At 66.9% G+C, this 20,230-nt stretch carries 13 protein-coding genes and 1 pseudogene; 7 read left to right on the top strand and 7 right to left on the bottom strand.

The genetic code is table 11. The annotated features are described in order from the left end of the window. Window positions 1–5: 5 nt before the first annotated feature. From ACEN98_RS30780 to ACEN98_RS30790, 3 genes are all read right to left on the bottom strand, one after another. Window positions 6–1,976 (bottom strand): peptidase U32 family protein, encoded by a 1,971-nt coding sequence (locus tag ACEN98_RS30780; RefSeq protein WP_413388590.1) that lies wholly within the window; start codon window positions 1,974–1,976, stop codon window positions 6–8. Window positions 1,977–2,031: 55 nt separating this feature from the next. Continuing rightward, complete coding sequence (locus ACEN98_RS30785) at window positions 2,032–2,658, bottom strand: response regulator (RefSeq protein WP_413388591.1); 627 nt, start codon at window positions 2,656–2,658, stop codon at window positions 2,032–2,034. Between the two features lie 110 nt (window positions 2,659–2,768). Then, a complete protein-coding gene (locus ACEN98_RS30790) occupies window positions 2,769–5,084 on the bottom strand; it encodes an FdhF/YdeP family oxidoreductase (RefSeq protein WP_413388592.1) in 2,316 nt (771 codons plus the stop codon). A gap of 176 nt (window positions 5,085–5,260) precedes the next feature. On the opposite strand from ACEN98_RS30790, the gene ACEN98_RS30795 reads away from it, so the two are divergent. Both ACEN98_RS30795 and fdhD read left to right on the top strand, forming a co-directional pair. Further along, window positions 5,261–6,364, top strand: coding sequence for a catalase family protein (locus tag ACEN98_RS30795; RefSeq protein ID WP_413388593.1), 1,104 nt, complete (start codon window positions 5,261–5,263; stop codon window positions 6,362–6,364). A 17-nt stretch (window positions 6,365–6,381) separates the two neighbouring features. After that, window positions 6,382–7,221 carry a formate dehydrogenase accessory sulfurtransferase FdhD gene (gene fdhD, locus ACEN98_RS30800; RefSeq protein WP_413388594.1) on the top strand — a complete coding sequence of 280 codons (840 nt, stop codon included), beginning with the start codon at window positions 6,382–6,384 and terminating at the stop codon, window positions 7,219–7,221. Between the two features lie 2 nt (window positions 7,222–7,223). Here fdhD and ACEN98_RS30805 read toward each other — a convergent pair whose 3' ends face one another. Further along, on the bottom strand, window positions 7,224–7,574 hold the full coding sequence (locus ACEN98_RS30805) for a hypothetical protein (protein WP_413346276.1): 351 nt from the start codon (window positions 7,572–7,574) through the stop codon (window positions 7,224–7,226). A gap of 133 nt (window positions 7,575–7,707) precedes the next feature. Here ACEN98_RS30805 and ACEN98_RS30810 point away from each other — a divergent pair, with 133 nt between their 5' ends. The 3 genes from ACEN98_RS30810 to ACEN98_RS30820 all read left to right on the top strand — a co-directional run bounded on the left by ACEN98_RS30810 (window position 7,708) and on the right by ACEN98_RS30820 (window position 14,597). Further along, complete coding sequence (locus tag ACEN98_RS30810; RefSeq protein WP_413388596.1) at window positions 7,708–9,588, top strand: hypothetical protein; 1,881 nt, start codon at window positions 7,708–7,710, stop codon at window positions 9,586–9,588. 81 nt (window positions 9,589–9,669) lie between these two features. Beyond that, window positions 9,670–11,466: a hypothetical protein gene (locus ACEN98_RS30815; RefSeq protein WP_413388597.1), complete on the top strand. Its 1,797-nt coding sequence runs from the start codon at window positions 9,670–9,672 to the stop codon at window positions 11,464–11,466. Between the two features lie 77 nt (window positions 11,467–11,543). After that, window positions 11,544–14,597, top strand: a complete 3,054-nt coding sequence (locus ACEN98_RS30820) for an outer membrane beta-barrel protein (protein ID WP_413388598.1) — start codon at window positions 11,544–11,546, stop codon at window positions 14,595–14,597. 67 nt (window positions 14,598–14,664) lie between these two features. Here the strand turns inward: ACEN98_RS30820 and ACEN98_RS30825 are convergent, their stop codons facing one another. From ACEN98_RS30825 to ACEN98_RS30835, 3 genes and pseudogenes are all read right to left on the bottom strand, one after another. Then, window positions 14,665–15,789, bottom strand: coding sequence for a di-heme oxidoredictase family protein (locus ACEN98_RS30825; protein ID WP_413388599.1), 1,125 nt, complete (start codon window positions 15,787–15,789; stop codon window positions 14,665–14,667). 146 nt (window positions 15,790–15,935) lie between these two features. Further along, window positions 15,936–16,712: pseudogene (locus ACEN98_RS30830) on the bottom strand (discoidin domain-containing protein); the annotation flags it as partial. Between the two features lie 157 nt (window positions 16,713–16,869). Beyond that, window positions 16,870–17,265, bottom strand: a complete 396-nt coding sequence (locus ACEN98_RS30835; RefSeq protein ID WP_413388600.1) for a RidA family protein — start codon at window positions 17,263–17,265, stop codon at window positions 16,870–16,872. A gap of 116 nt (window positions 17,266–17,381) precedes the next feature. Between ACEN98_RS30835 and ACEN98_RS30840 the strand changes: the two genes are divergently transcribed. Both ACEN98_RS30840 and ACEN98_RS30845 read left to right on the top strand, forming a co-directional pair. Beyond that, window positions 17,382–18,284, top strand: a complete 903-nt coding sequence (locus ACEN98_RS30840) for a LysR family transcriptional regulator (RefSeq protein WP_413388601.1) — start codon at window positions 17,382–17,384, stop codon at window positions 18,282–18,284. Then, window positions 18,281–18,718 (top strand): VOC family protein, encoded by a 438-nt coding sequence (locus ACEN98_RS30845; RefSeq protein WP_413388602.1) that lies wholly within the window; start codon window positions 18,281–18,283, stop codon window positions 18,716–18,718. The genes ACEN98_RS30840 and ACEN98_RS30845 overlap by 4 nt, the downstream gene beginning before the upstream one ends. Window positions 18,719–20,230 lie beyond the last annotated feature (1,512 nt).

The following is a 20,230-nucleotide window of genomic DNA, read 5'->3' on the forward strand; positions in this document are numbered from 1 at the left end:
GGGCCTCATGCGCGCGGACGCTGGCGGTGGAAGACGAGCGGGCTGTACGGAATGGCGGACGGCGGCGGCGAATTCAGGATCCCCGGCTTCATCGCGCCCATCACGTGCATCTCGCACGGCTTGCAATCGAATTTCAGCGTGTAGGTTTCGGCGCCGGACACGAGCGTCATCGGCTCGGCGCGCACCTGGCCCTGCACGCCCTGCACACCCTTGGCCTGCTTGGGGCACAGGTTGAACGAGAAACGCAGGCAGTGCTTGGTGATCATCAGCGACACTTCGCCCGGTTCCTCGTGCGACTCGTACGCGGCCGCGATCAGCTGCACGCCGTGCTTGTGGTAGAACGCGCGCGCCTTCTCGTTGTAGACGTTGGCCAGGTAGCTCAGCTGGGTCTCGGGATACGCGGCCGGCGGTTCGACCGGCTGCGCGCGCTCCGGACGCTGCCATGCCGCGAGGCGCGCCGCTTCCTGGGCGGCGATGGCGTCGCGGCGCAGGCCGTTGATGGCGCTGGCCGGCACGAACCACGGCTGCGTCAGCGCGACATCGACGGTGCCCGCCTCGAACATCGTGTTGCCCAGCTTGGCGAGGCTCGTGCGCAGGCCCGCCAGCGCCTGGTCGGCCTGCTGGGCCGGCTGCAGCGCGAGGCGGGCCTCGGTCGTCGTCGTGATGCCGTCCTCGTCGGTGACGGTCAGGCGCAGGCCCTCGGCCGTGTCTTCCAGGCGCAGGTCCGCCCGCACCTTGCGGTCGGACGATTTCTTGTTGAGGGCCGCTTCCCACTGGTGGTCGCGGTTGCGGTGGATGACGGTGCCGACCTTCAGGCCCGGCAACGTGGCCAGGCCCTCGTTCGGGAACACGCGCCAGCGCTGGCCGTCTTCGTCTTCGCCGAGCTTTTGCACGGTGTTCGCCTGGATGCCGACCGTCTCGCGCTTGTGCATGTAGTTCAGGCCGTCGCCGTTGGCCATCGGCGAATTCGTGACGAGATCGAAATTATCGCCGCCGATGCGCGCGACCGTGCCCAGTTCCACGCCCACGTACTTCGGCGAATCGAAGGCGCCGATGGTCTGCTGGCGGCCCTGCGCGAAATAATCCGTGTGGCCGCGGTGGAAGTTCTTGTCGACGTCCGGCGTGAACATCACCTGCGTCCGGCCGCTCGACGCGCGCGCCAGTTCCGGACGGCGTTCCAGGATCTCGTCCAGCAGCAGGCGGTAGTGGGCGGTGATGTTCTTCACATAGCCCATGTCCTTGTAGCGGCCTTCGATCTTGAAGGAGCGGATGCCGGCGTCGACGAGCGCTTCCAGGTTGCGGCTCTGGTCGTTGTCCTTCATCGACAGCAGGTGTTTTTCGTAGGCGACGACGCGGCCCTGGCCGTCCGACAGCGTGTACGGCAGGCGGCACGCCTGCGAGCAGTCGCCGCGGTTGGCGCTGCGGCCCGTGTCCGCGTGCGAGATGTAGCACTGGCCGGAGAACGCGACGCACAGCGCGCCGTGGATGAAGTACTCCAGCGGCGTGTCGACCTCGGCGCGGATGGCCTTGATCTGTTCGATGGTCAGCTCGCGCGCCAGCACCAGCTGCGAGAAGCCGACCTGCGACAGGAACTTCGCCTTTTCCACGGTGCGGATGTCGCACTGGGTGCTCGCGTGCAGCTGGATCGGCGGCAGGTCCAGTTCGAACATCGCCATGTCCTGCACGATCAGCGCGTCCACGCCGGCATCGTACAGCTGGCGGATCTGCTTTTCGGCCGTTTCCAGTTCGGCGTCGTGCAGGATCGTGTTCATGGTGACGAAGATGCGCGCGCGGTAGCGGTGCGCGAATTCGACGAGGCCCGCGATGTCTTCCAGCGTATTGCTGGCGTTGTGGCGCGCGCCGAATGCGGGCCCGCCGATATAGACCGCGTCCGCGCCGTGCAGGATGGCTTCGCGGCCGATCTCGGCGGTTTTGGCGGGGGACAGCAGTTCGAGCTGGTGGGCGAGCAGTGACATGGCGGGTGATCCTGGCTGACGAAGGCGGAAATTATAGCCAGATCAAGGGCTTATGTCACCGTTCGGCGTGTACCTCGACATGCAGGGCGTCTTCGATGGCCGTGCGCAGCGCCTCGGGCGCCACCGGCTTGGGCAGCACGGGGATGTCGTCCGGCAGGCCCATGGCCCGGATCGTGGCCGGATCCAGCCCGCTCGTGACGACGATGGCCATGTCGCGGTAGGCCTCGCTCGCACGCAGCGTGCGGATCATGCGCAGGCCGTCCACGCCCGGCATGCTGAGGTCGCCGACGAGCAGGTGCGGCCGGGTCTCGCCGATGCGGATCAGCGCTTCGAAACCGTTCCCGACCCGGACGACGTCCAGCGGCAGGTCCCAGCCGGACATCGCCCCCTCGTACCGCGCCATGGTCGAGGCGTCATCGTCCACGAGCAGCACCTTGTAGCGCGCGGGCGCCGTACGGTCCAGCATCGCCTGGCGCCGGCGCTCGACGTGGCGTTCGATCGACGCCAGCGCGATGCGCCGGTGGCCGCCGGCCGTCTTCCACGCTTCCAGGGTGCCGCTTTCCACCCACAGCTGCACCGTACGGTGCGACACGCCCAGCATCGCGGCCGCCTGCCTGGTGTTGCAGTAGGCGGCGGCGTCGAAACCGGGTTCCGGCGAGGGCGGGCGATAGGGCGATGTCATGGCTGCCAGATCATGTTGTTTGAAAGATTCCGTTGATGCACTTAGGAATCTATCAAAAAATCACAATCTATGACAGCAATATTTACGCAGAAATACCAAAATGGCAACAGTCAATGCAGCGGCCGCCCCGTCCCACCCGTGCGCTCGACCCGGATGGCGATGGATTTCGCGGCCGGTACCTTGCTCTCTTTCGCATAGTGCCAGAGGGGAATCAGCGGATTACACTCCGGGAAATAGCCGGCAACGCAGCCGGCAGGCACGCTGTATTCCACGACGCGCAAGCCTTCGACCTTGCGCTCGACGCCATCGTCGATGGCCGTGCTGGCTGTGACAATGTCACCATCGGCCAGGCCGAGGCGGGCCATGTCCGTGCCGGCCATGAACAGGACGTTCCTGTCCTGCACGCCCCGGAAACGGTCTTCAAGGCTGTAGATCGTCGTGTTGAACTGGCCGTCGCTGCGCACCGTGAACAGGCGCAGGGCGTCCTCGGGCACGGGCATGTCGGGGTCCGCGGACAAGGTGTCCGGCACGGTGAAATTCGCCTTGCCGGTGGGCGTGTTCCATTTACGGTCCGCTGCCGCCAGCGGTTTGCGGAAGCCGCCCGGCTGCCACATGCGCTCGTTGAAGTCGTGGAAGATCTTCGGGTACGTCGCGGCGATGGCGTCGCGCACCTTCGCATAGTCCGCCACCCATCCATCCCAGTCGACCTTCGGATTCGGGTCCAGCGTCGCCTTCGCCAGGCGGGCCACGATGGCCGGTTCCGACAGCAGCGTGTCCGCAGCCGGTTCGGCGCGGCCGCGCGAGCCGTGCATGCAGCCGGTGGAATCCTCCATCGACACGGACTGCTCGCCGCTGGCCTGGCGGTCGATCTCGATGCGGCCCAGGCAGGGCAGCAGGTACGCCGTCTTGCCGTGCACGAGGTGGCTGCGGTTCAGCTTGGTCGAGATCTGCACCGTGAGCGGGACGGCGCGCCAGGCGGCCTCCATCTGGCCGTGGTCCGGCACGGCCCGCACGAGGTTGCCGCCGAGGCTGATCAACGCCTGCAGCTTGCCGGCCTTGATCGCCTCGCACATCTCCACCGTGTTCATGCCCTTGGCGCGCGGCGGTTCGAAGCCATACAGCTCCTTCAGCTTGTCCAGCGGCGCCAGCTCGGGCTTTTCCGTGATGCCGACCGTGCGCTGCCCCTGCACGTTCGAGTGGCCCCGCACCGGGCAGATGCCGGCGCCCGGCTTGCCCATATTCCCCCGCAACAAGAGGAAGTTGACGAGCATCTGCACGTTCAGCACCCCGTTGCGGTGCTGCGTGAGGCCCATGCCATAGATGCCGATCACCTGTTTCGCACGGAGGTAGGTGCCGGCCGCCTGCTCGATCTGGGCTTGCGCGAGACCCGATTCCTTCTCGATCTCGTCCCACGTGCGCGCGCGCATGGCGGCCGCGAACTCGTCGAAGCCGTGGCAATGTTCGTCGATGAATGCAGTGTCGAGGGCGCGCGGTCCGCCGGTCGTGCGGGCGCGCTCGTCCGCCTCCAGCACGGCCTTGCACAGGCCCGTCAGCGCCGCCACGTCGCCGCCGGCCTTCACCTGGTGGTACTGGGTGCTGATCACGGTCTCGTGGCCGCTCAGCATCTCGACCGGGGATTGCGGGTTCACGAAGCTGACCAGGCCGCGCTCGCGCAGCGGATTGAACGTGACGATGGGAACGCCGCGCTTTCTTGCCTCCTGCAGCTGGTGCAGCATGCGCGGGCTGTTCACGCCCACGTTCTGGCCGAAGAAGAAGATGCAGTCGGTCTGTTCGAAGTCGTCCAGCACCACGGTCCCGATCGGCACGCCGATCGTCTTCGGCAGCGCGACGGACGTGCTTTCGTGGCACATGTTGGAGCTGTCGGGCAGGTTGTTGTTGCCGTACATGCGCGCCAGCAGCTGGTACATGTACGACGTTTCCAGCGAGGCACGGCCCGAGCTGTAGAACGCGACCTGGGCGGGATCCATCTTGCGCAGCTCGGCACCGATTTCGGCAAATGCGCGGTCCCAGGTGATTTCCACGTAGCGGTCCAGCGCGCCGTCGTAGCGCATGGGCACCGTCAGGCGGCCCGCTTCCTCGAGTTCGTGGTCGTTCCAGCCTTCCAGTTCGCGCAGCGTATGGCGCTTGAAGAATGCCGGGTCGAGGCGCTTGCTCGTGATTTCCCACGCCGTCGCCTTGGCGCCGCTTTCGCAGAACTCGGCCGGATGCGGATGGGCCGGCTTCGCCCACGAGCAACTCACGCACATGAAGCCGTCCGGCTTGTTCTGCTGCATCAGCAACTGCGTGCCCTCGAGGGGGACGCGTTCCTTCAGCAGGATCGTCGTGACTTCCTTCACCGAGCCCCAGCCGCCGGCCGGGATTTGCGGTTCGTTCGGTTCGTTTGGCTTGCCGCCGTGCTTGCTCATGATCAGACTCCCAGTGCGCGATACCGTGGAGCTTGATCCGATGGCGCAACCATGTCTGTTCGACAGCGCACACGCAAGATCGGCAAATCCGTGCACTCCGTACGGCGTTGCACAGACCGCCGAGGCCGCGCGCGCCGATGATCCGCATATCATCATTCAAACCACCGGATTCCACCATGACCGCCCCGATCCCGTTCGAACCGCGTTTCGAAAGCCTGGAAGACGACGAAGCGCAGACCAGCTTCGACCTGCAGACGACGATGCGCAGCATTTCCACCAAGACGTACGAGGATTCCGGCCGCGCGCTGCGCAGCGTGCACGCCAAGACGCACGGCCTGCTGGTGGGCGAGCTGACCGTCGAGGCCGGGCTGCCGGACGCGTACGCGCAAGGCCTGTTCGCCCGGCCGGGCACGTATCCCGTCGTGATGCGGCTGTCGACGACGCCGGGCGACCTGCTGGCGGACGACGTCTCCACGCCGCGCGGCATGGGGATCAAGGTCGTCGGCGTCGAAGGCCCGCGCGTGGGCGGCAGCGAGCACGACGTCACGCAGGACTTCGTGCTCGTCAACGGTCCCGTGTTCAGTGCGCCGAACGCGCGGACATTCCTCGGCGGCGCGCAACTGCTGGCCGCGACGACGGACAAGGCGCCGAACCTCAAGCGCCTGTTTTCCGCGGTGGCGCGCGGTGCCGAACAGGCGCTGGAAGCCGTCGGCGGCGACAGCGTGACGCTGAAGGCGTTGGGCGGCCATCCCGAGACGCATCCGCTCGGCGAGACGTATTACAGCCAGGTGCCGATCCTGTACGGCCGCTACATGGCGAAGGTGCAGGTGGCGCCCGTGGCGCCCGCGCTGGCGGCGCTCGCGGGCAGCCACGTCGACCTGAAGGGCCGGCCGGACGGCCTGCGCGACGCGGTCGTCGAACACTTCGCGAGCGAAGGCGGCGAGTGGGAACTGCGGGTGCAGCTGTGCACGGACATCGACCGCATGCCCATCGAGGACGCGTCCGTCGAATGGCCGGAAGACCTGAGCCCGTACGTGACCGTGGCGCGCCTGCGCGTGGCGCCGCAGAAGGCGTATGGCGACGACCTGGCACGCCTCGTCGACGACGGCATGCAGTTCAATCCGTGGCATGCGCTGGCCGCGCATCGTCCGCTCGGCTCGATCATGCGGGTGCGCAAGGCCGTGTATGCGATGTCGAAGCGCTTCCGCGCGGAGCGCAACGGCAGCGCGATCGCGGAGCCGCGCGACGTCGAGGGGGTGAAAGCCGCGGCGCGGCGCTGATGGTATCATCGGCGGCGATGAATCCCCTTCACGATCCCGAGACCGACGCCTTGCCGCTCACGGCGCATCCGCGGCGTGTGCTGCGCATGCGTGCTGGCGTACTTGCCGAGGTGGATGACCGGGTGGTCGACGAGGTCCCCGTCGCGCTCGTCTACAACGGCATCTCGCACGCCGTCATGATGGCCACGCCGGCCGACCTGGAAGACTTTGCGCTCGGCTTTTCGCTGAGCGAAGAAATCATCGTGGGGCCGGGCCAGTGCTACGGGATCGACGTCGAGCCCGCCGCGGGCGGCGTCGCCGTCCAGATCGAGATCGCCGGCAGCGCGTTCATGGCGCTGAAGGAGCGCCGCCGCAGCCTGACGGGGCGCACGGGCTGCGGCCTGTGCGGCGTGGACAGCCTGGACCAGGTGTGCCGCGCGTTGCCGTCCCTGGCGCCGGCGCGCGGCTTTCACGTCGACGGCGTACGGCGCGCGCTGGGCGCGATCGGCGCGGAACAGAAGCTGACAAAGCTGACGGGCGCCGCCCACGCGGCGGCCTGGTGCGGCATGGACGGCACCCTGCACATCGTGCGCGAGGACGTCGGCCGCCACAATGCGCTGGACAAGGTGATCGGCGCGATGGCGCGGGAGCGCGCGGCGCCCGGCGCCGGCTTCCTGTTGATCACCAGCCGGGTCAGCTTCGAGATGGCGCAGAAGGCCGCGGTGGCGGGCGTGTCGGCGCTGGTCGGCATGTCGGCGCCGACTTTGGCCGCCGTCGAGCTGGCGGATAAAGCCGGCCTGACCCTGCTCGCGTTCGCGCGCGGGAACGACTTCGTCTGCTACACGCATGCCGACCGGCTCGGCCTGCCTGGCGCGTAGAATCAGCCGGAGACGAGCGCCAGCAACGCATCCCGGTCGGCCGCCTGCTGGCGCTGGGCCGTGACGCGGTCCCACAGCAGGAACATGCCGTACGCCCATTGCGCCACCAATTCCGCTTCCCCGGCCGGCCGCGTCGACGCGCTGCCCAGCAGGCGTTCGATCTCCGTCCGCGTCTGGGTCGTGACCTGCTCGTAGTTCCACGCGCCCTTCGGCCGCATCTTCTGGCGGGCGCGGTAGCGGCGGGCCCGCTCGGCGTCGCTGAGCTTGTCCTCCTTCGGCGGACGGCCGCGCTTCTTCGCCAGCGCCGCGTCGAGCGGCAATTCGATCGTGCTCAGGTCTTCCGGTTGCTTCATGGTGCGGTCGAGAATGATTGTCGCTCTATTATTCGTGACGCATTTCAATAAAGCAATAGGGAACCGTGCGCGCCGCGGCCTGCCTAACGGTGCGGGAGGGTCACTCACCTAACCCCTTGTGCCGGGAGGCCCTATGGCAACCAATCACATCGCAATCGCCTGCCAGGGCGGCGGCAGCCACGCCGCGTACACGGGCGGCGTCCTTCCGATCCTGCTGGAACAGTTCGACAACCGTGGCGACGAGGATGGCGCCGACCGCACGGCGCTCGTCGCGATCAGCGGCACGTCCGGCGGCGCCATCAGCGCGCTGCTCGGCTGGTACGGCTTCATCACGGGCGGCGCGCCGGAGGCGGGGCGGCGGCTGGACGCGTTCTGGCAGGGCAATTCCGCGCTCGGCCTCGTCGAGTCGACGGTCAACCACGTCTGCCGCGGCCTTGCCGACCTGGCCGCGCTGGGCGGCTGGGACATCAAATCCAGCCCGTACGTGTGGCCGCTCGCGGGGATGGAGTCATGGAACGCGACCGTGTGGCCGGCGCTGGCCCGCATGCTCGGGCCCGACAATCCCTGGATGCGCCCCGACTTCTTTTCGCTGCCGACGCTGCTGCGCCCGGGCGTGGACTGGCCGCTCGTCGCGCTGCTGGGCGAGTTCGCCAGTATTCCGGCCGAGGTGGAGCGCTGGCTGCGCAGCGACCTGGAGGCGGCCATGTTCCCGCCCACGGCACCCTGCCAGGAACGCTACCGGGCCGACCGGGGCGCGGTCGAGGGCCGCATCGCGAACAAGCTCGGCGCCGCCGACCGCCTGCGCGCGCGCATGGCGCAGATCGGCGTCCAGCCCGGCAGCCTGCTGCACGCCGCGCTGGAGCGGTGGCGTCCGCCCGCGGTGCGCTTCGACGCCGAGGCGCTGGGGCAGCTTGCCGATGCCGTGCGCCTCACCCTGCGTCCGATCCCGCGCCTGCTGCTGGGCGCCGTGGAATTGCACGAAGGGGAATTCGTCGCGTTCAGTTCCGAGCGGGCGCCGGGCGACGGCGGCATCTCGCTCGACGCCGTGCTGGCGTCCGCCGCCGTCCCGTGGCTGTTCCGCGCGCACGAGATGGCCGGACTCGACGAAACGACGCTCGCCCCGCGTCCGCTGACCTTGTGGGACGGGCTGTTCTCGCAGAATCCGCCGATCCGCAACTTCCTGTCCGGTGTGGCGGACGACGAGAGAAAGCCGGACGCCATTTGGGTCGTGCAGATCAACCCCAGCCAGGCCAGGCTCGCCGCGGACGGGCCGCATATCGCCCTCAACGGCGGCGAGATTTGGGACGTGCGCAATGCGCTGGGCGGCAATCTGGCCATGAACCAGGAACTGGGTTTCGTCGACGCGATCAACCGCCGCATGGAAAGCGGCCGCGGCGACGATGCGTCCCCCGCCAGCGCGGCGGCGCAGCGGCGCGACAAGCTCGTGCGGGTCGACCGCATCGTCATGGATTGCACGGCCGTCGAGGCGGCGGCCGGCATGCCGCTGGGCGCGAACTCCAAGCTGGACCGCGACCCGGCCCTGCGCGGCGCGCTGTGGGACCATGGCGCGGCGCAGGCACGGCGCTACCTGGCCCTGCGCGAGCATATGCCGAGACTGTTCGCCGGCCTGGACGGCACCCTGGCCGGTGCGTGCGCGTGCGCGGCGGGCCAGCGTCCGGATGGGGCCGGCGGCACGGTCCGGCCGGACGGCGCGGCACACTTCGGCGAGCTCGTCATCGATGGGGCGACCGTCCACGGCATCGCGCCGGACGTTCCCAGGACGCCGCAGGCCGTCGTCGCCTGGCGCTCGGCGCACACGCTGATCAATGGGCGGCCCGTACGCATCGAAGGACAGTCGGAGCTCATGGTCGCGGAGGCCGGCTGGCGGCTGAAGGACGTGCGGATCACGGCCGTCGTGCCGAAGCCGCCGTCCGGGCGGACGCCCGCGCCGGCGCGGGCGCGAGCGGGGCGGCAATCCGTGGCGGTACGGCCGCCATCGGACGCCAGGCACTGAATATATGATGTGCAATCGGCAACGATCCCGGTAGAATGACAGGGTTGTACGTTCGTAAATACTGTCAAGGAGTCGGGAATCGTGGGTTCACCATTCAAAAGGTCGGCGGCGGCCGTCGCCGCCGTCTGTGCGCTCGTGGGCGGCGCCTGTTTTGCACAGGACGCCGGTCCGCAAAGCATCGTCGTCACGGGCCAGCGGAGCACGTCGTCGTGGGTGCGGGCCGAGAGCGCCCACGTGGTCGTCCTGTCCGACGCGCCGCGCGACGACGTGGCCCGGCTCGTGGAACACCTGGAGCGCCTCGACAGCCTGCTGCGCGTGTACACGGACGACTACCGTCCGAAGTCGGCCGGCCCTGAGACCAAGCTGAACCTTGTGTACCTGAACGACGTGCGCGACCTCGACCGCGTGGCGGCGGACCGCCCGGCCAACGGCATCGCGCTGTTCCGCGATTGCACGGACGGCACCCAGGGCTTCCTCGTGCGGACGGCGCCGCTGGCCGCCATCGACGACGACAAGCTCGTCAAGACGCCCCTCGACGAAGGACTGTCGTACGCATCGGAAGCGTATGCACGCCACTTCCTGTACCGTCACACGGACGTGCGCGGCCCGTCCGCCTGGATCGAAGGCTTCGCGAATTATTTCGCGGGCGTGCGCTTCGGCGCGACGCAGATGGTGATCGGCCGCACGCCGCCGGGCGTGGGCCGGTATTTCTATTTCCTCGACCAGGGCCACCGCTACAACCTCGACTATGCCGACGTACTGGGGCCGCGCCCGTTCGCGAACCTGTCCGACACGCGGCGCCGGGCCGCGGGCGTGGAATTCGAGGCGCGTTCCTGGCTCCTCGCGCACTACATCCTCGGGGCCGGCGAACGGCGCAGGAAGCTGGGGACGTTCCTGAATGCCGTCCACCAGGGTACCGACCCGGCCGCCGCGCTGCGCGACGCGTTCGGCCTGGACGTGGGCGAGGCGTCGACCGCGCTATGGCGCTACCGGCTGCAGCGGGCCGAGGTCATGCGCGTGGAGCAGCCGCCCGGTCTGCGTCCGGAGATCGCCATCACGACGATGTCCGCGACGTCCGGCGGCTTCATGCTCGCCGACGCGGCCCTGAAAGCCTGTCCGGCACCCGCGCAGGGGGAGGCGCTGCTGCGCACGCTGACGGCCGACGCCGGCGCCGTCCCGAACGTCGAGGCGGGGCAGCTCGCCCTGAACCGGGCCCGCGTCGACTGGGGCGATCCGGCCGCCGCGCTGCCGTGGCTGGAGAAGACCGCGCGCCGTGCCGATGCCGGCCCCGACGTGCTGTTGCTGCTGGCGCGGGCGCACCTGAAGCTGGCCGCGCATCTCGACGCCGGCGCACGCGCGCCGCACCTCGACGCCGCCCGCGCCGGTCTCGCGCGGGCGCGCGAGCGCGATCCGGGCGCCGGCGCCATCGCGCTGGCGGCGCTCGACCTGTCGCTGCTGGCCGATGGCAAGCCCAGTCCTGAAGCACTCGACGGCGTATTGACGGCCTGGCGCACGGGCCGGGATTCGCGCACGCTGGCGCGCGCGGCGGTGCTCGCGTCCTGCTACCGGGTCGACGTGCCCAGGGCCGAGCACATCCTGCGCACGCTGGAGAACGACGTCCGCGACCCGGCCACGGCCGCGTGGGCGGCGGCGTTCCAGCGCCGCCTGAACGGGGGCCTGAGCCTGGCCGACATCACGGCGGAAATGCGCCTGGTGGCGGGTGCCGGCGGCTTCAGCGAATGGACGATCGACCAGGTCAGCGTGATGCGCGACGTCGAATACAATGCGGGGCTGGAGGACGCCCGGGGCTTTTTCGAGCAGCAGATGCAGAACCCGGATCCCTCCAAGGCGTTGCTGAATCCGCCGACGAGCCGCTAAAAAAAGCTGGAACTTTTATGGGTGGCCGGAGGAATACGGATTCATGCTCCGGCGTTTCCACTCACTGATCCTGTTCGATGATTCCGACCAAGCACGCGCTGAAAATCCTTCCCGCCTTACTCGTTACCTGTTTCGCCGTACCGGCGTCGTTCGCACAAACGGCGCCGCCCGCCGCCAAGGCCGCACCGGACACGAAGTCCGACGACGGGGTCGCGACCGTGGAGGTCGTCGCGACGCGCCCGACCAACAAGGTCGACCGCGATGTTTACGACCTGAAGAACGACATCAGCGTGAGCAACGCGTCCGCCGCCGACATCCTGAACAATGTGCCGTCGGTCACGGTCGACCAGGACGGCAACGTGGCGCTGCGCGGCAACCAGAACGTGCAGATCATGGTCAACGGCAAGCGCGACGCCCAGTTCCAGGGCCAGAACCGGGGCGACGCGCTGAATGCGTTCCCGGCCGAGGCCATCGAATCCATCGAGGTGGTCAACGTGCCCGGCGCCGAATTCGGCAACGAGGGCGGCAGCGGGCCGATCATCAACCTCGTCCTCAAGCGCAACCGCAAGGCCGGCTCGCGCGCGAACATGAGCGTCAACAAGGGTACCGAGGGCCGCGGCAACGCGTTCCTCAACGGCGAGCACGCGGAAGGCCCGTACTCGATCTCCGGCAACATCGGTGTGAGAGAGTACGTGCGCAACAGCCATAACGAGTCCCAGCGCGAGGATCTCGACCCGGCCACCGGCGCCGTCAAGGACTCCCAGGATTCGGTGGGCAACCGGCAGGGCCGGTCGAAATCGCTGAACCTCGCGTCGACGTTCACGTACAACGTCGGGGAGCGCGACCAGGCCGGCGCCACGGTCAGCTATTCGAAGATCCGCAACGAGAGCGACAGCACGACCTCGACCCGGCGCTTCGCGGCGGACGACTCGCCGCTGGCCGATTTCACGAGCCGGTCGCAGAGCCGCTCGCCGGCCGAGAACTTTGGCATCGGCGCATCGTACGACCACAAGAGCGGCGCGCCGGGCGAAGACCTGAAGTTCGACCTGCGCTACACGGGCCAGAACAATCATTCCGATTCGGACGTCTTCTACGACTACCGCCTGCGCCCGACCCCGTTCATCGCGAACAGCCTGCGCTCGACCGACCGCCGCAACCGCATCCTCGACATCTCCGTCGACTACGAGCGCAACGTCTGGGACACGTGGCACCTGAAGGCCGGCGCGAAGGTCGCGGACAGCAAGACGAACAATCCGACGAACTACCTCGGGCAGGACCCCGCCACGGGCGAGTACGTGCCGGTGGCGAGCCGCATCAGCGATTTCGAATCGAACGACCGCAACGCGGCCATCTACGGCATCCTGTCCACGAAGCTGGGCAAGAACCTCAGCATCCAGGGCGGCCTGCGCGGCGAGTACACGGAACTCGACGTCCACCAGCCCCTGCTGGACGAGGAAGACAAGTATTACTACATGAACTGGCTGCCGAGCTTTTACGTGACGCGCGACATCGGCACCGACGGCATGCTGCAGTTCCGCGCCTCGCGCCGCATCGCGCGGCCGAACGAGCGCGACCTGAACCCGAACCTCGTCTACCTCAGCGACTTCAGCGCGCGGCTCGGCAACCCGCAGCTGCAGCCGGTGAACAACGATAACTTCGAGGTGGCGTACCGCGACCGCCTGTTCGGCGTGGACAGCAGCTTCGTCCTGTTCAAGCGGCGCGAGTCGCCCATGATCGGCAACCGCAGCTACGCGCTCGCGAGCGATCCGAACGTGATCGTGACCTCGCCCATCAACTTCGGCGCCAACGATTCCGTCGGCGTCGACCTGAATTTCAACGTGCGCCAGCTGTTCGTGCCGGGCCTGTCCGCCAACCTCGGGGCGACGCTGGCCAACGAGAAGCGCCAGCGCATCTCCAACTTCACGACCGACACGACGGCCGTGGAGCAGACGAACCACCGGGAGAACATCAAGCTGCGGCTCGCGTACCAGGTGGGCATGGAATCGCTGCAGCTGAGCGTCAACCGCAACGGCGCCACCCTGAACGGCCAGGGCATCAACAGCGCCGTCACGATGACGAATTTCACGTGGATGCACCGCATCACGCCGCGCCTGTCGCTGAACCTCAACGTGAACAACGTTTTCCATACCGGGAACATGGAGAGCGACATCGAGAACGAGGTGCTCCGGCTGCATACGCTGAACGTGAGCCAGCCCCGCATCGTCCAGATCGGCCTGCGCTTACGGAAACGGCCGCAGCGCGATGCCGTGTTCGAACAGATGCGGCAGCCACGCATGTTCGAAGATGCGCCGGAATCCCAGGTTGGTCGGGTGCATCTCGTTCGACCAGTAATCGCGGTACGTGTGGTCGCGCGGCAGGATGCCGCGGCTGTCGATGTGCACGACGCCCGGCGTCACGGCCGCCAGCGGCGCGAGCAGGTCGTCGTTCAGGCGGTCGATCATGATCTGGGCGATCTCGCTGCGCAGCGCCAGGTCCGGCGGGACGCCGTGCCGGTCCAGCGCCGGCGCGAGCCATGGCCCGGCGTGGATCAGGCCGAACTCGAAGCCCCGGCCGTCCGGCACCGGGTAATCGTAGCCGTGCACGAAGATGGGCGCCAGCGTGGCGCTGGCGTGCTTCGCGACGCGGATCGACGCGATCAGCCTTGTGAGCGCCTGGCGCAGCCGGAACAGCATGTCGTCCATGCCGCGGCCGTCGATCCAGCCATGGGCGTCCGTGCCGGGCGGGCGATGGTCGAACAGCGCGAGGTCGACGTCGACGGCATCGTTGCCCGCTCCGCTGATGTAGAACTCCGAAAACCCTTCCACGAAGCCGGGACGGAGGAAATGCTCGACCGTGTCGGCATACTTGCCGTCGCCGACATAATCCTTGAGCCGCGCACCGTTGTAGCCCACGAGCTGGAGGTTGCGGTGGTCGTCGGACAGGGCCGGATGGTTGATCATCGTGCCAAGGATATTGTTGTTGACGTACCAGAACCAGGAATCGCCGATGGCGAGCGCGGACGGATAGCCGATGTCGGCGTTGTCCCAGCGCTCTTCGGGTTTGTAGATGTGCGGCATGATGGCCTCCGTTCCACGTATTGTGCACTGACCGGGAACAAGACGGCGCATTGACGCTAAACAAAGATGCCGTGATGCGTCACGCAAACGCGGAGCAGGGCGGCCCGCTCCGCGTGCCGTGTCAGAGCGACTTCAGGAACGCCAGCAGCGCCACGCGGTCGGCCTTGCCGAGGTTTTCGAAGCGCACGCGTGTCTGCGTGGCCTCGCCGCCGTGCCACAGGATCGCTTCAAGCAGGGTGCGTGCGCGCCCGTCGTGCAGGTAGCCCACACGCGCCGCGTTGCCCATCACCTTGTCCGTGTAGCCGATGCCCCACAGCGGCGCCGTGCGCCACATCGCGCCCGTCGCCTGGCCTTCCGCGAACCTGTCCGACAGGCCGGCGCCCATGTCGTGCAGCAGCAGGTCGGAGTACGGGTGGATGGTCTGGTTGCGCAGTTCGGCGAACAGGTGGCCGCTGCCCGTCTTCATCTCCGCCGTGCGGCAGGCCGTGCAGCGCATGCCCTGGAACAGCTTCGCGCCGGCGCCGACCTGCACGGGATCGACCCTGTGCTCGTCGAGCGGCGCGACGCCTTTCGGGAAGCCGCTGGACAGGCTGCGCTGCGCGGGCACGGCGACGAGCGCCAGGTAGTGGGCGATCTTCCGCAGGTCCGCTTCCGCGATGCCGGTTTGCGTGCCGGCGGCGGCGCATGCTGCCGGTCCGTTCACGCAGGCGCGGTTCGGATAGACCGGCGACGTCACGCCCATGTCGAGGAGGAGCGCTTCGGCCGCCTGGTGGCGCAGGGTCGCTTTCGCCGCCTTCCAGCCGAAGCGGCCCAGGCGCACGGCGCTGGTTTCCGGATCGTAGGCGAAGTTGGCCACGCCGCGCACGCCATCCACGTCGGGCGTCGTGCGCGTGCGCGCGAGGATGTCCGCTTCCGGCACGGCTTCCAGCAGGCCGGTGCCGACCACGTACACCCATTCCGGGCCGTCGTAGCGGATGCCGCGGTTGTCGCCGTTCGCGGCCATCGCGTCCGTCGTCGAGAACATCGACGGCGCGACCTCGATGACGTCGCCGGCGACGAGCGGCCGGGCCGGCACGTCCTTCCCGTTCGGAAAACCGTCCGCGCCGAGATCTCGTTCCAGTCCTCGCCGCGCTCGCGTCCGTGGCGGCCATCGCGCGCGCGCCGAAGCGCGTGACGAGCGTACCGTCGGGGGAGGGTGAATTGCAGCGTCTCCAGCGGTTCGGCCGAGGCGGGCAAGGGCGTCCATCCGCTGCCCGATGCGGGATAGTTCAGGGGTGACGTCGCGTTGACGGGCAGCGTGTTGTCGTTGGCGGGCGTGCGGAGCTCGGCTTCGAACAGCGAATAGCCGTATTGCGTGGCGCGCGCGACACCCTGCAGGCGCACGTAGCGCGCGCTCGTGTCCAGGTTGAGGAATTCTTCCGTGCCGCCCTTGCCCTCGGCGACGTAGCGCAGCTGCGCCCACGTCTTGCCGTCGTCGGAGACGCGCAGCGCGTATTCCTTGCCGTACGCGTTCTCCCAGGTCAGTTTGACGGCGCCGATCGGAGTCGGCACGCCGAAATCGAACTGGATCCAGGCGCCGTCCTCGGCGGCGCCGGCCCAGCGCGTGTCCGGCTTGCCGTCGATCGCCATCGACGCCGCCAGAGCGCCGTTTCCCACCGTCGATGACGTCGCGGCCACCGGCTTGACGACAATGCCGGGCCGGGTCAGGTCGACCGGGATCGGCGTCGGAACGCTCCCGCCCGGCGTGGCGGGCGTGCCCGTAAACGGCTGGATCTCGAAGATCGAATAGCCGTACTGGCTCGAGCGTTTCACACCCTGCATGCGCAGGTAGCGGCCCTGTGCGGACAGGCCGCCGAAGTCCTCGGTGCCGCCCGTGCTGGCGTCGACGGTCTTGATCGTGGTCCAGTGCACGTTGTCGTCCGACACCTGCAGCAGGTATTGCAGCGCGTGCGCGTTTTCCCAGGCGATGTTGATGCGATTGATCGTTACGGTCTTGCCGTAATCGAGCGTCAGCCACTGGTCGTCCGTGAACCCGCTGCTCCAGCGTGTGACGGCGTCATGGTCGATCGTTGCGGCGGCCGACAGGTCGCCCCGTTCCGACGCGCTGGCGGTCGCGGCGGTGGGCGTCAGTGCGGTTTCGGTGACGATCTGGGCCGCCGTGCGCGTCATCGACTGGCCGCCCGGCGCGCCCGGATCGCCGGCACCGCAGGCGGAGAGCAGGGCGCTGGTCAACAGCGCCAGAAATGAAAATAACGGCCGTCGCAACGGCCGCTATTGAAACGTTTCCGCATGGAAATGTTGCCGATAGCTCGGGATATTGAACGTTTCAAGCGTGCGGCAAACGCGCGATGACCTTGATTTCGAACTCGAATCCGTACAGCCAGGTCACGCCGACGGCGGTGACGTTCGGATAGGGCGCCTGGCCCCAGTATTCCTGCGCCACGGCCCAGACACGCTCGAATGTCGATTGGGGATCGACGATGAACACGGTCACGTCGACCACGTCCTCGAAGCGGCAGCCGGCCGCGGCCAGGACGGCGTTGAGGTTCTCGAAGGCGCGCCGGACCTGGTCGTCCAGGTCGGGTTCGGGCGAGCCGTCGTCGCGGCTGCCGACCTGACCCGAGACGAACAGGAAGCCGTTGGCGCGCACCGCCGGCGAATAGCGGTTCTTTTCGTACAGCGCCTGGCGGCCCGGCGGGAAAACGACGTCGCGGTTGGTCATGGTGATCTCCTTTGTGGGTCAAGGATCTCACTGTAGAGCCTCAACCGTTCCCGATAAATCGCCAAGTCACGCCATCACTGTTTGTATAATCGAAACAATCAACCTTTGGAGGGAGCGTGGACCGATTCGATGGCATGCGGGCATTCGTGCGCGTCGTGGAAGCCGGCAGTTTCACGAAGGCGGCGCAGACACTGGACATGAGCCGGGCGACGGTTACCCAGCTCATCCAGCAACTGGAGACGCGCCTGCGCGTAAAACTGCTGCACCGGACCACGCGCAAGGTCAACGTCACGGAAGACGGCGCGGTGTATTACGAACGCGTCGTGCACATGCTGGCCGAGCTGGAAGACCTCGAGGCCGGGTTGCCGAACAAGGCGACGGCACCGGCAGGGCGCTTGCGCGTCGATGTGCCGAGCCCGTTCGCGACGATGCTGCTCGTGCCGGCGCTGCCCGGGTTCTACGCGCGCTACCCGGACATCCAGCTCGACCTGGGCGTCAGCGACCGGATGGTGGACCTGATCGGAGACAATGTCGATTGCGTCGTGCGGGGCGGCGTCCTGACCGACCAGTCGCTGGCCGCGCGTCACGTGGCCGACCTGCAGTTGCGGGTCTATGCGGCGCCCGCGTATCTGGAACACGCGGGCGTGCCGGCGCATCCGGCGCAACTGCGCGAGCCGTCGCACCGCATCGTGCAGTTCCGCGGCGCGCGTTCCGGGCAGGGATTCGAGTACGCATTGCGGCGGGCTGGCGAGACCGTGCTGCTGGACGCGCGGTACATGCTGGCGATCGACGACGGCAACGCGTATCTCGCGGCCGGGCTGGCCGGCCTGGGCGTGCTCTGGCTGCCCGATTACATGGCGCGGGACGCGGTCGCGCGGGGCGAGCTCGTGCGGTTGTTCGACGGCTGGGAGATCGCGCCGCTGCCACTGTACGTCGCGTATCCTGCCAATCGGCGCATCGGCAGGAAGCTGCGGGTGTTCATCGACTGGGTGGTTGAATTGATGGAGGAAAAACAATGACGATCAAGCGCATGGATAACGTCCTCATCGTCGTGGACGATCTCGACGCCGTGAAAGCGTTTTTCATCGACCTGGGGCTCACGCTGGAGGGCGAAACGACGGTCGCGGGGCCGGACGTCGGGCGCCTGATCGGCCTGGAGAACGTCAGGGCGACGCTCGCGATGCTGCGCACGCCGGATGGCCAGGGCATCGAGCTGGACAAGTTCCACACGCCGGACGCCGTCAGGTTCGGGCCGGTGGCGACGCCGATGAATGCGCTGGGCTTGCGGCGGGTGATGTTTGCCGTCGACGACATCGATCAGATGGTCGTGCGCATGCGGGAGCTTGGTCACGAGGTCATCGGCGAGATGCGGTACGGCGAGTCCTACCGGCTGGCGTATATCCGTGGGCCGGAGGGGATCATTGTTGGGCTCGCTGAAGCGGTCGGGGCGTGATTTATGTGATGCGAAACGGCGTTTGCGTAATTTCGCATAATCTATATTATGTCAAATGACGTTTATCGAGACGGCCGAGGGATGTCTCCCCTGGAGTACGCCGACACGAAGTTGGGGTTCACAGGGACAGGAGGATGGGTTTTTTGCGAATCGGCAGAAAAGGTACAACTTCGCGTCCCGCATCTGGGCATCGCGCCGCCAAGAACCAGTCTCACCGCTGCCTTTCGCTTCCATAGTCCCCGGCGACTTACTCGATCGTTGCTTCGGCTTTCGTCGACAGTCGATCAGCAGAATGCACCCCCTATAGCGACAGAACCGTGTGAGTTCTTTCCCTTCTGGAGCGAATGCGATTTACTCACACCATTCTGTCGCGGTTTTAGGGACGCCTCCGGAAGAATCAGACGGTTCTGTCGTGGTTCAGGCCTTCATTTTGGCTCGCAGCGTCCGATTTTCTACACCTTCACAGGATTCTGTCGCGCTCTCCTAGGAGCTCGATATCCAGACTGGCGGCAAACTCACATCATTCCGCCGGCAGCATGCTGACATGATTCTCTCGCTATCAGGGCGGCGCGTCCAACTCTAGCGACCACTTTTCTAACCACCCAGTCCGGCTCCTGCGAAACCTGGCGGGACGCGGTTTTTGGATTACGTGCCGACAACGCGGCTGCCGCTGCTCCAATTGTCTAATGCTTTCTGTACATGAAACGGCAGTAGTTGCTGAGGCCAATCTTTGTTCGCGCACCCAAGAGGATGGACACCGCCGCTCTTCGAGCCATGTGAAGAACGCTGAACAAAGGACTTAGCCGGTACCACCGAATACTGAAGGAGCGCATGTACAAAATGACCGCTAGGGCCACGTGTGTTTGATCTGGGAGCTGGTTGCAATCATGCCGGACCTTCACTCAGGTAGGCGTCAAGTGTGCCGACTAAAGCTGTATGCGGTGTTTCCCTAGCGAGACAATATGTGGAGGTCGAAAAGCAAACTCGACATTACAAACAGTATTGTCGAGTTTGTGACGCGTGGTATGTTGTGGGCATGATGCGAGTGCGTTTGGCGCCTTCTGAATTCGGGCCACATCGTAGCTCGATAAGCGCCAAATGCTGAGGGTCGTTTGGTTGACACCAGGCGGTAGCTATTGTGATACGGTCCGTCCGTCTGGTATACCAAGCGGCGCCGGTTACGGCCTCTTCGGTGCGCCCTGACTCTCCTAGCCACATGAGTAATCAACTCACCTTCCTCGAACTGATCGTCGTCTACAACAAGCAAGGACTTCGAGCGTTACGTCGACACCCTTCGCCGAACCATTGAACCGCGCTGTTGACTCAAGCGACATGGCTGGATCGTCGCCCCCCTTGCCTTGCCGGATACCCGCAAGAAAGGATGCAAAGTAAACATCCGTTGTGCCTGAACGCGGTAGGAGGACCGGCGATTATCGTGGTGCGCCCTCCCCTAAACGCTCGTGCATCCGGACGCCGCAGCAGCGAAAAGACTTCGCGCTTTGGACTCTTGCA

The organism is Massilia sp. CT11-137, assembly GCF_047302885.1.
In the GTDB taxonomy this organism is placed as follows: domain Bacteria; phylum Pseudomonadota; class Gammaproteobacteria; order Burkholderiales; family Burkholderiaceae_D; genus Telluria; species Telluria orientalis.

What these genes read in the sequence shown, in the direction of transcription:
- ACEN98_RS30780 (WP_413388590.1), bottom strand. Translation starts at nt 1,976, where the DNA reads ATGTCACTGCTCGCCCACCAGCTCGAACTGCTGTCCCCCGCCAAAACC.
- ACEN98_RS30785 (WP_413388591.1), bottom strand. Translation starts at nt 2,658, where the DNA reads ATGACATCGCCCTATCGCCCGCCCTCGCCGGAACCCGGTTTCGACGCC.
- ACEN98_RS30835 (WP_413388600.1), bottom strand. Translation starts at nt 17,265, where the DNA reads ATGACCAACCGCGACGTCGTTTTCCCGCCGGGCCGCCAGGCGCTGTAC.
- ACEN98_RS30825 (WP_413388599.1), bottom strand. Translation starts at nt 15,789, where the DNA reads ATGGACGCCCTTGCCCGCCTCGGCCGAACCGCTGGAGACGCTGCAATT.
- ACEN98_RS30820 (WP_413388598.1), top strand. Translation starts at nt 11,544, where the DNA reads ATGATTCCGACCAAGCACGCGCTGAAAATCCTTCCCGCCTTACTCGTT.
- fdhD (WP_413388594.1), top strand. Translation starts at nt 6,382, where the DNA reads ATGAATCCCCTTCACGATCCCGAGACCGACGCCTTGCCGCTCACGGCG.
- ACEN98_RS30810 (WP_413388596.1), top strand. Translation starts at nt 7,708, where the DNA reads ATGGCAACCAATCACATCGCAATCGCCTGCCAGGGCGGCGGCAGCCAC.
- ACEN98_RS30795 (WP_413388593.1), top strand. Translation starts at nt 5,261, where the DNA reads ATGACCGCCCCGATCCCGTTCGAACCGCGTTTCGAAAGCCTGGAAGAC.
- ACEN98_RS30845 (WP_413388602.1), top strand. Translation starts at nt 18,281, where the DNA reads ATGACGATCAAGCGCATGGATAACGTCCTCATCGTCGTGGACGATCTC.
- ACEN98_RS30790 (WP_413388592.1), bottom strand. Translation starts at nt 5,084, where the DNA reads ATGAGCAAGCACGGCGGCAAGCCAAACGAACCGAACGAACCGCAAATC.
- ACEN98_RS30805 (WP_413346276.1), bottom strand. Translation starts at nt 7,574, where the DNA reads ATGAAGCAACCGGAAGACCTGAGCACGATCGAATTGCCGCTCGACGCG.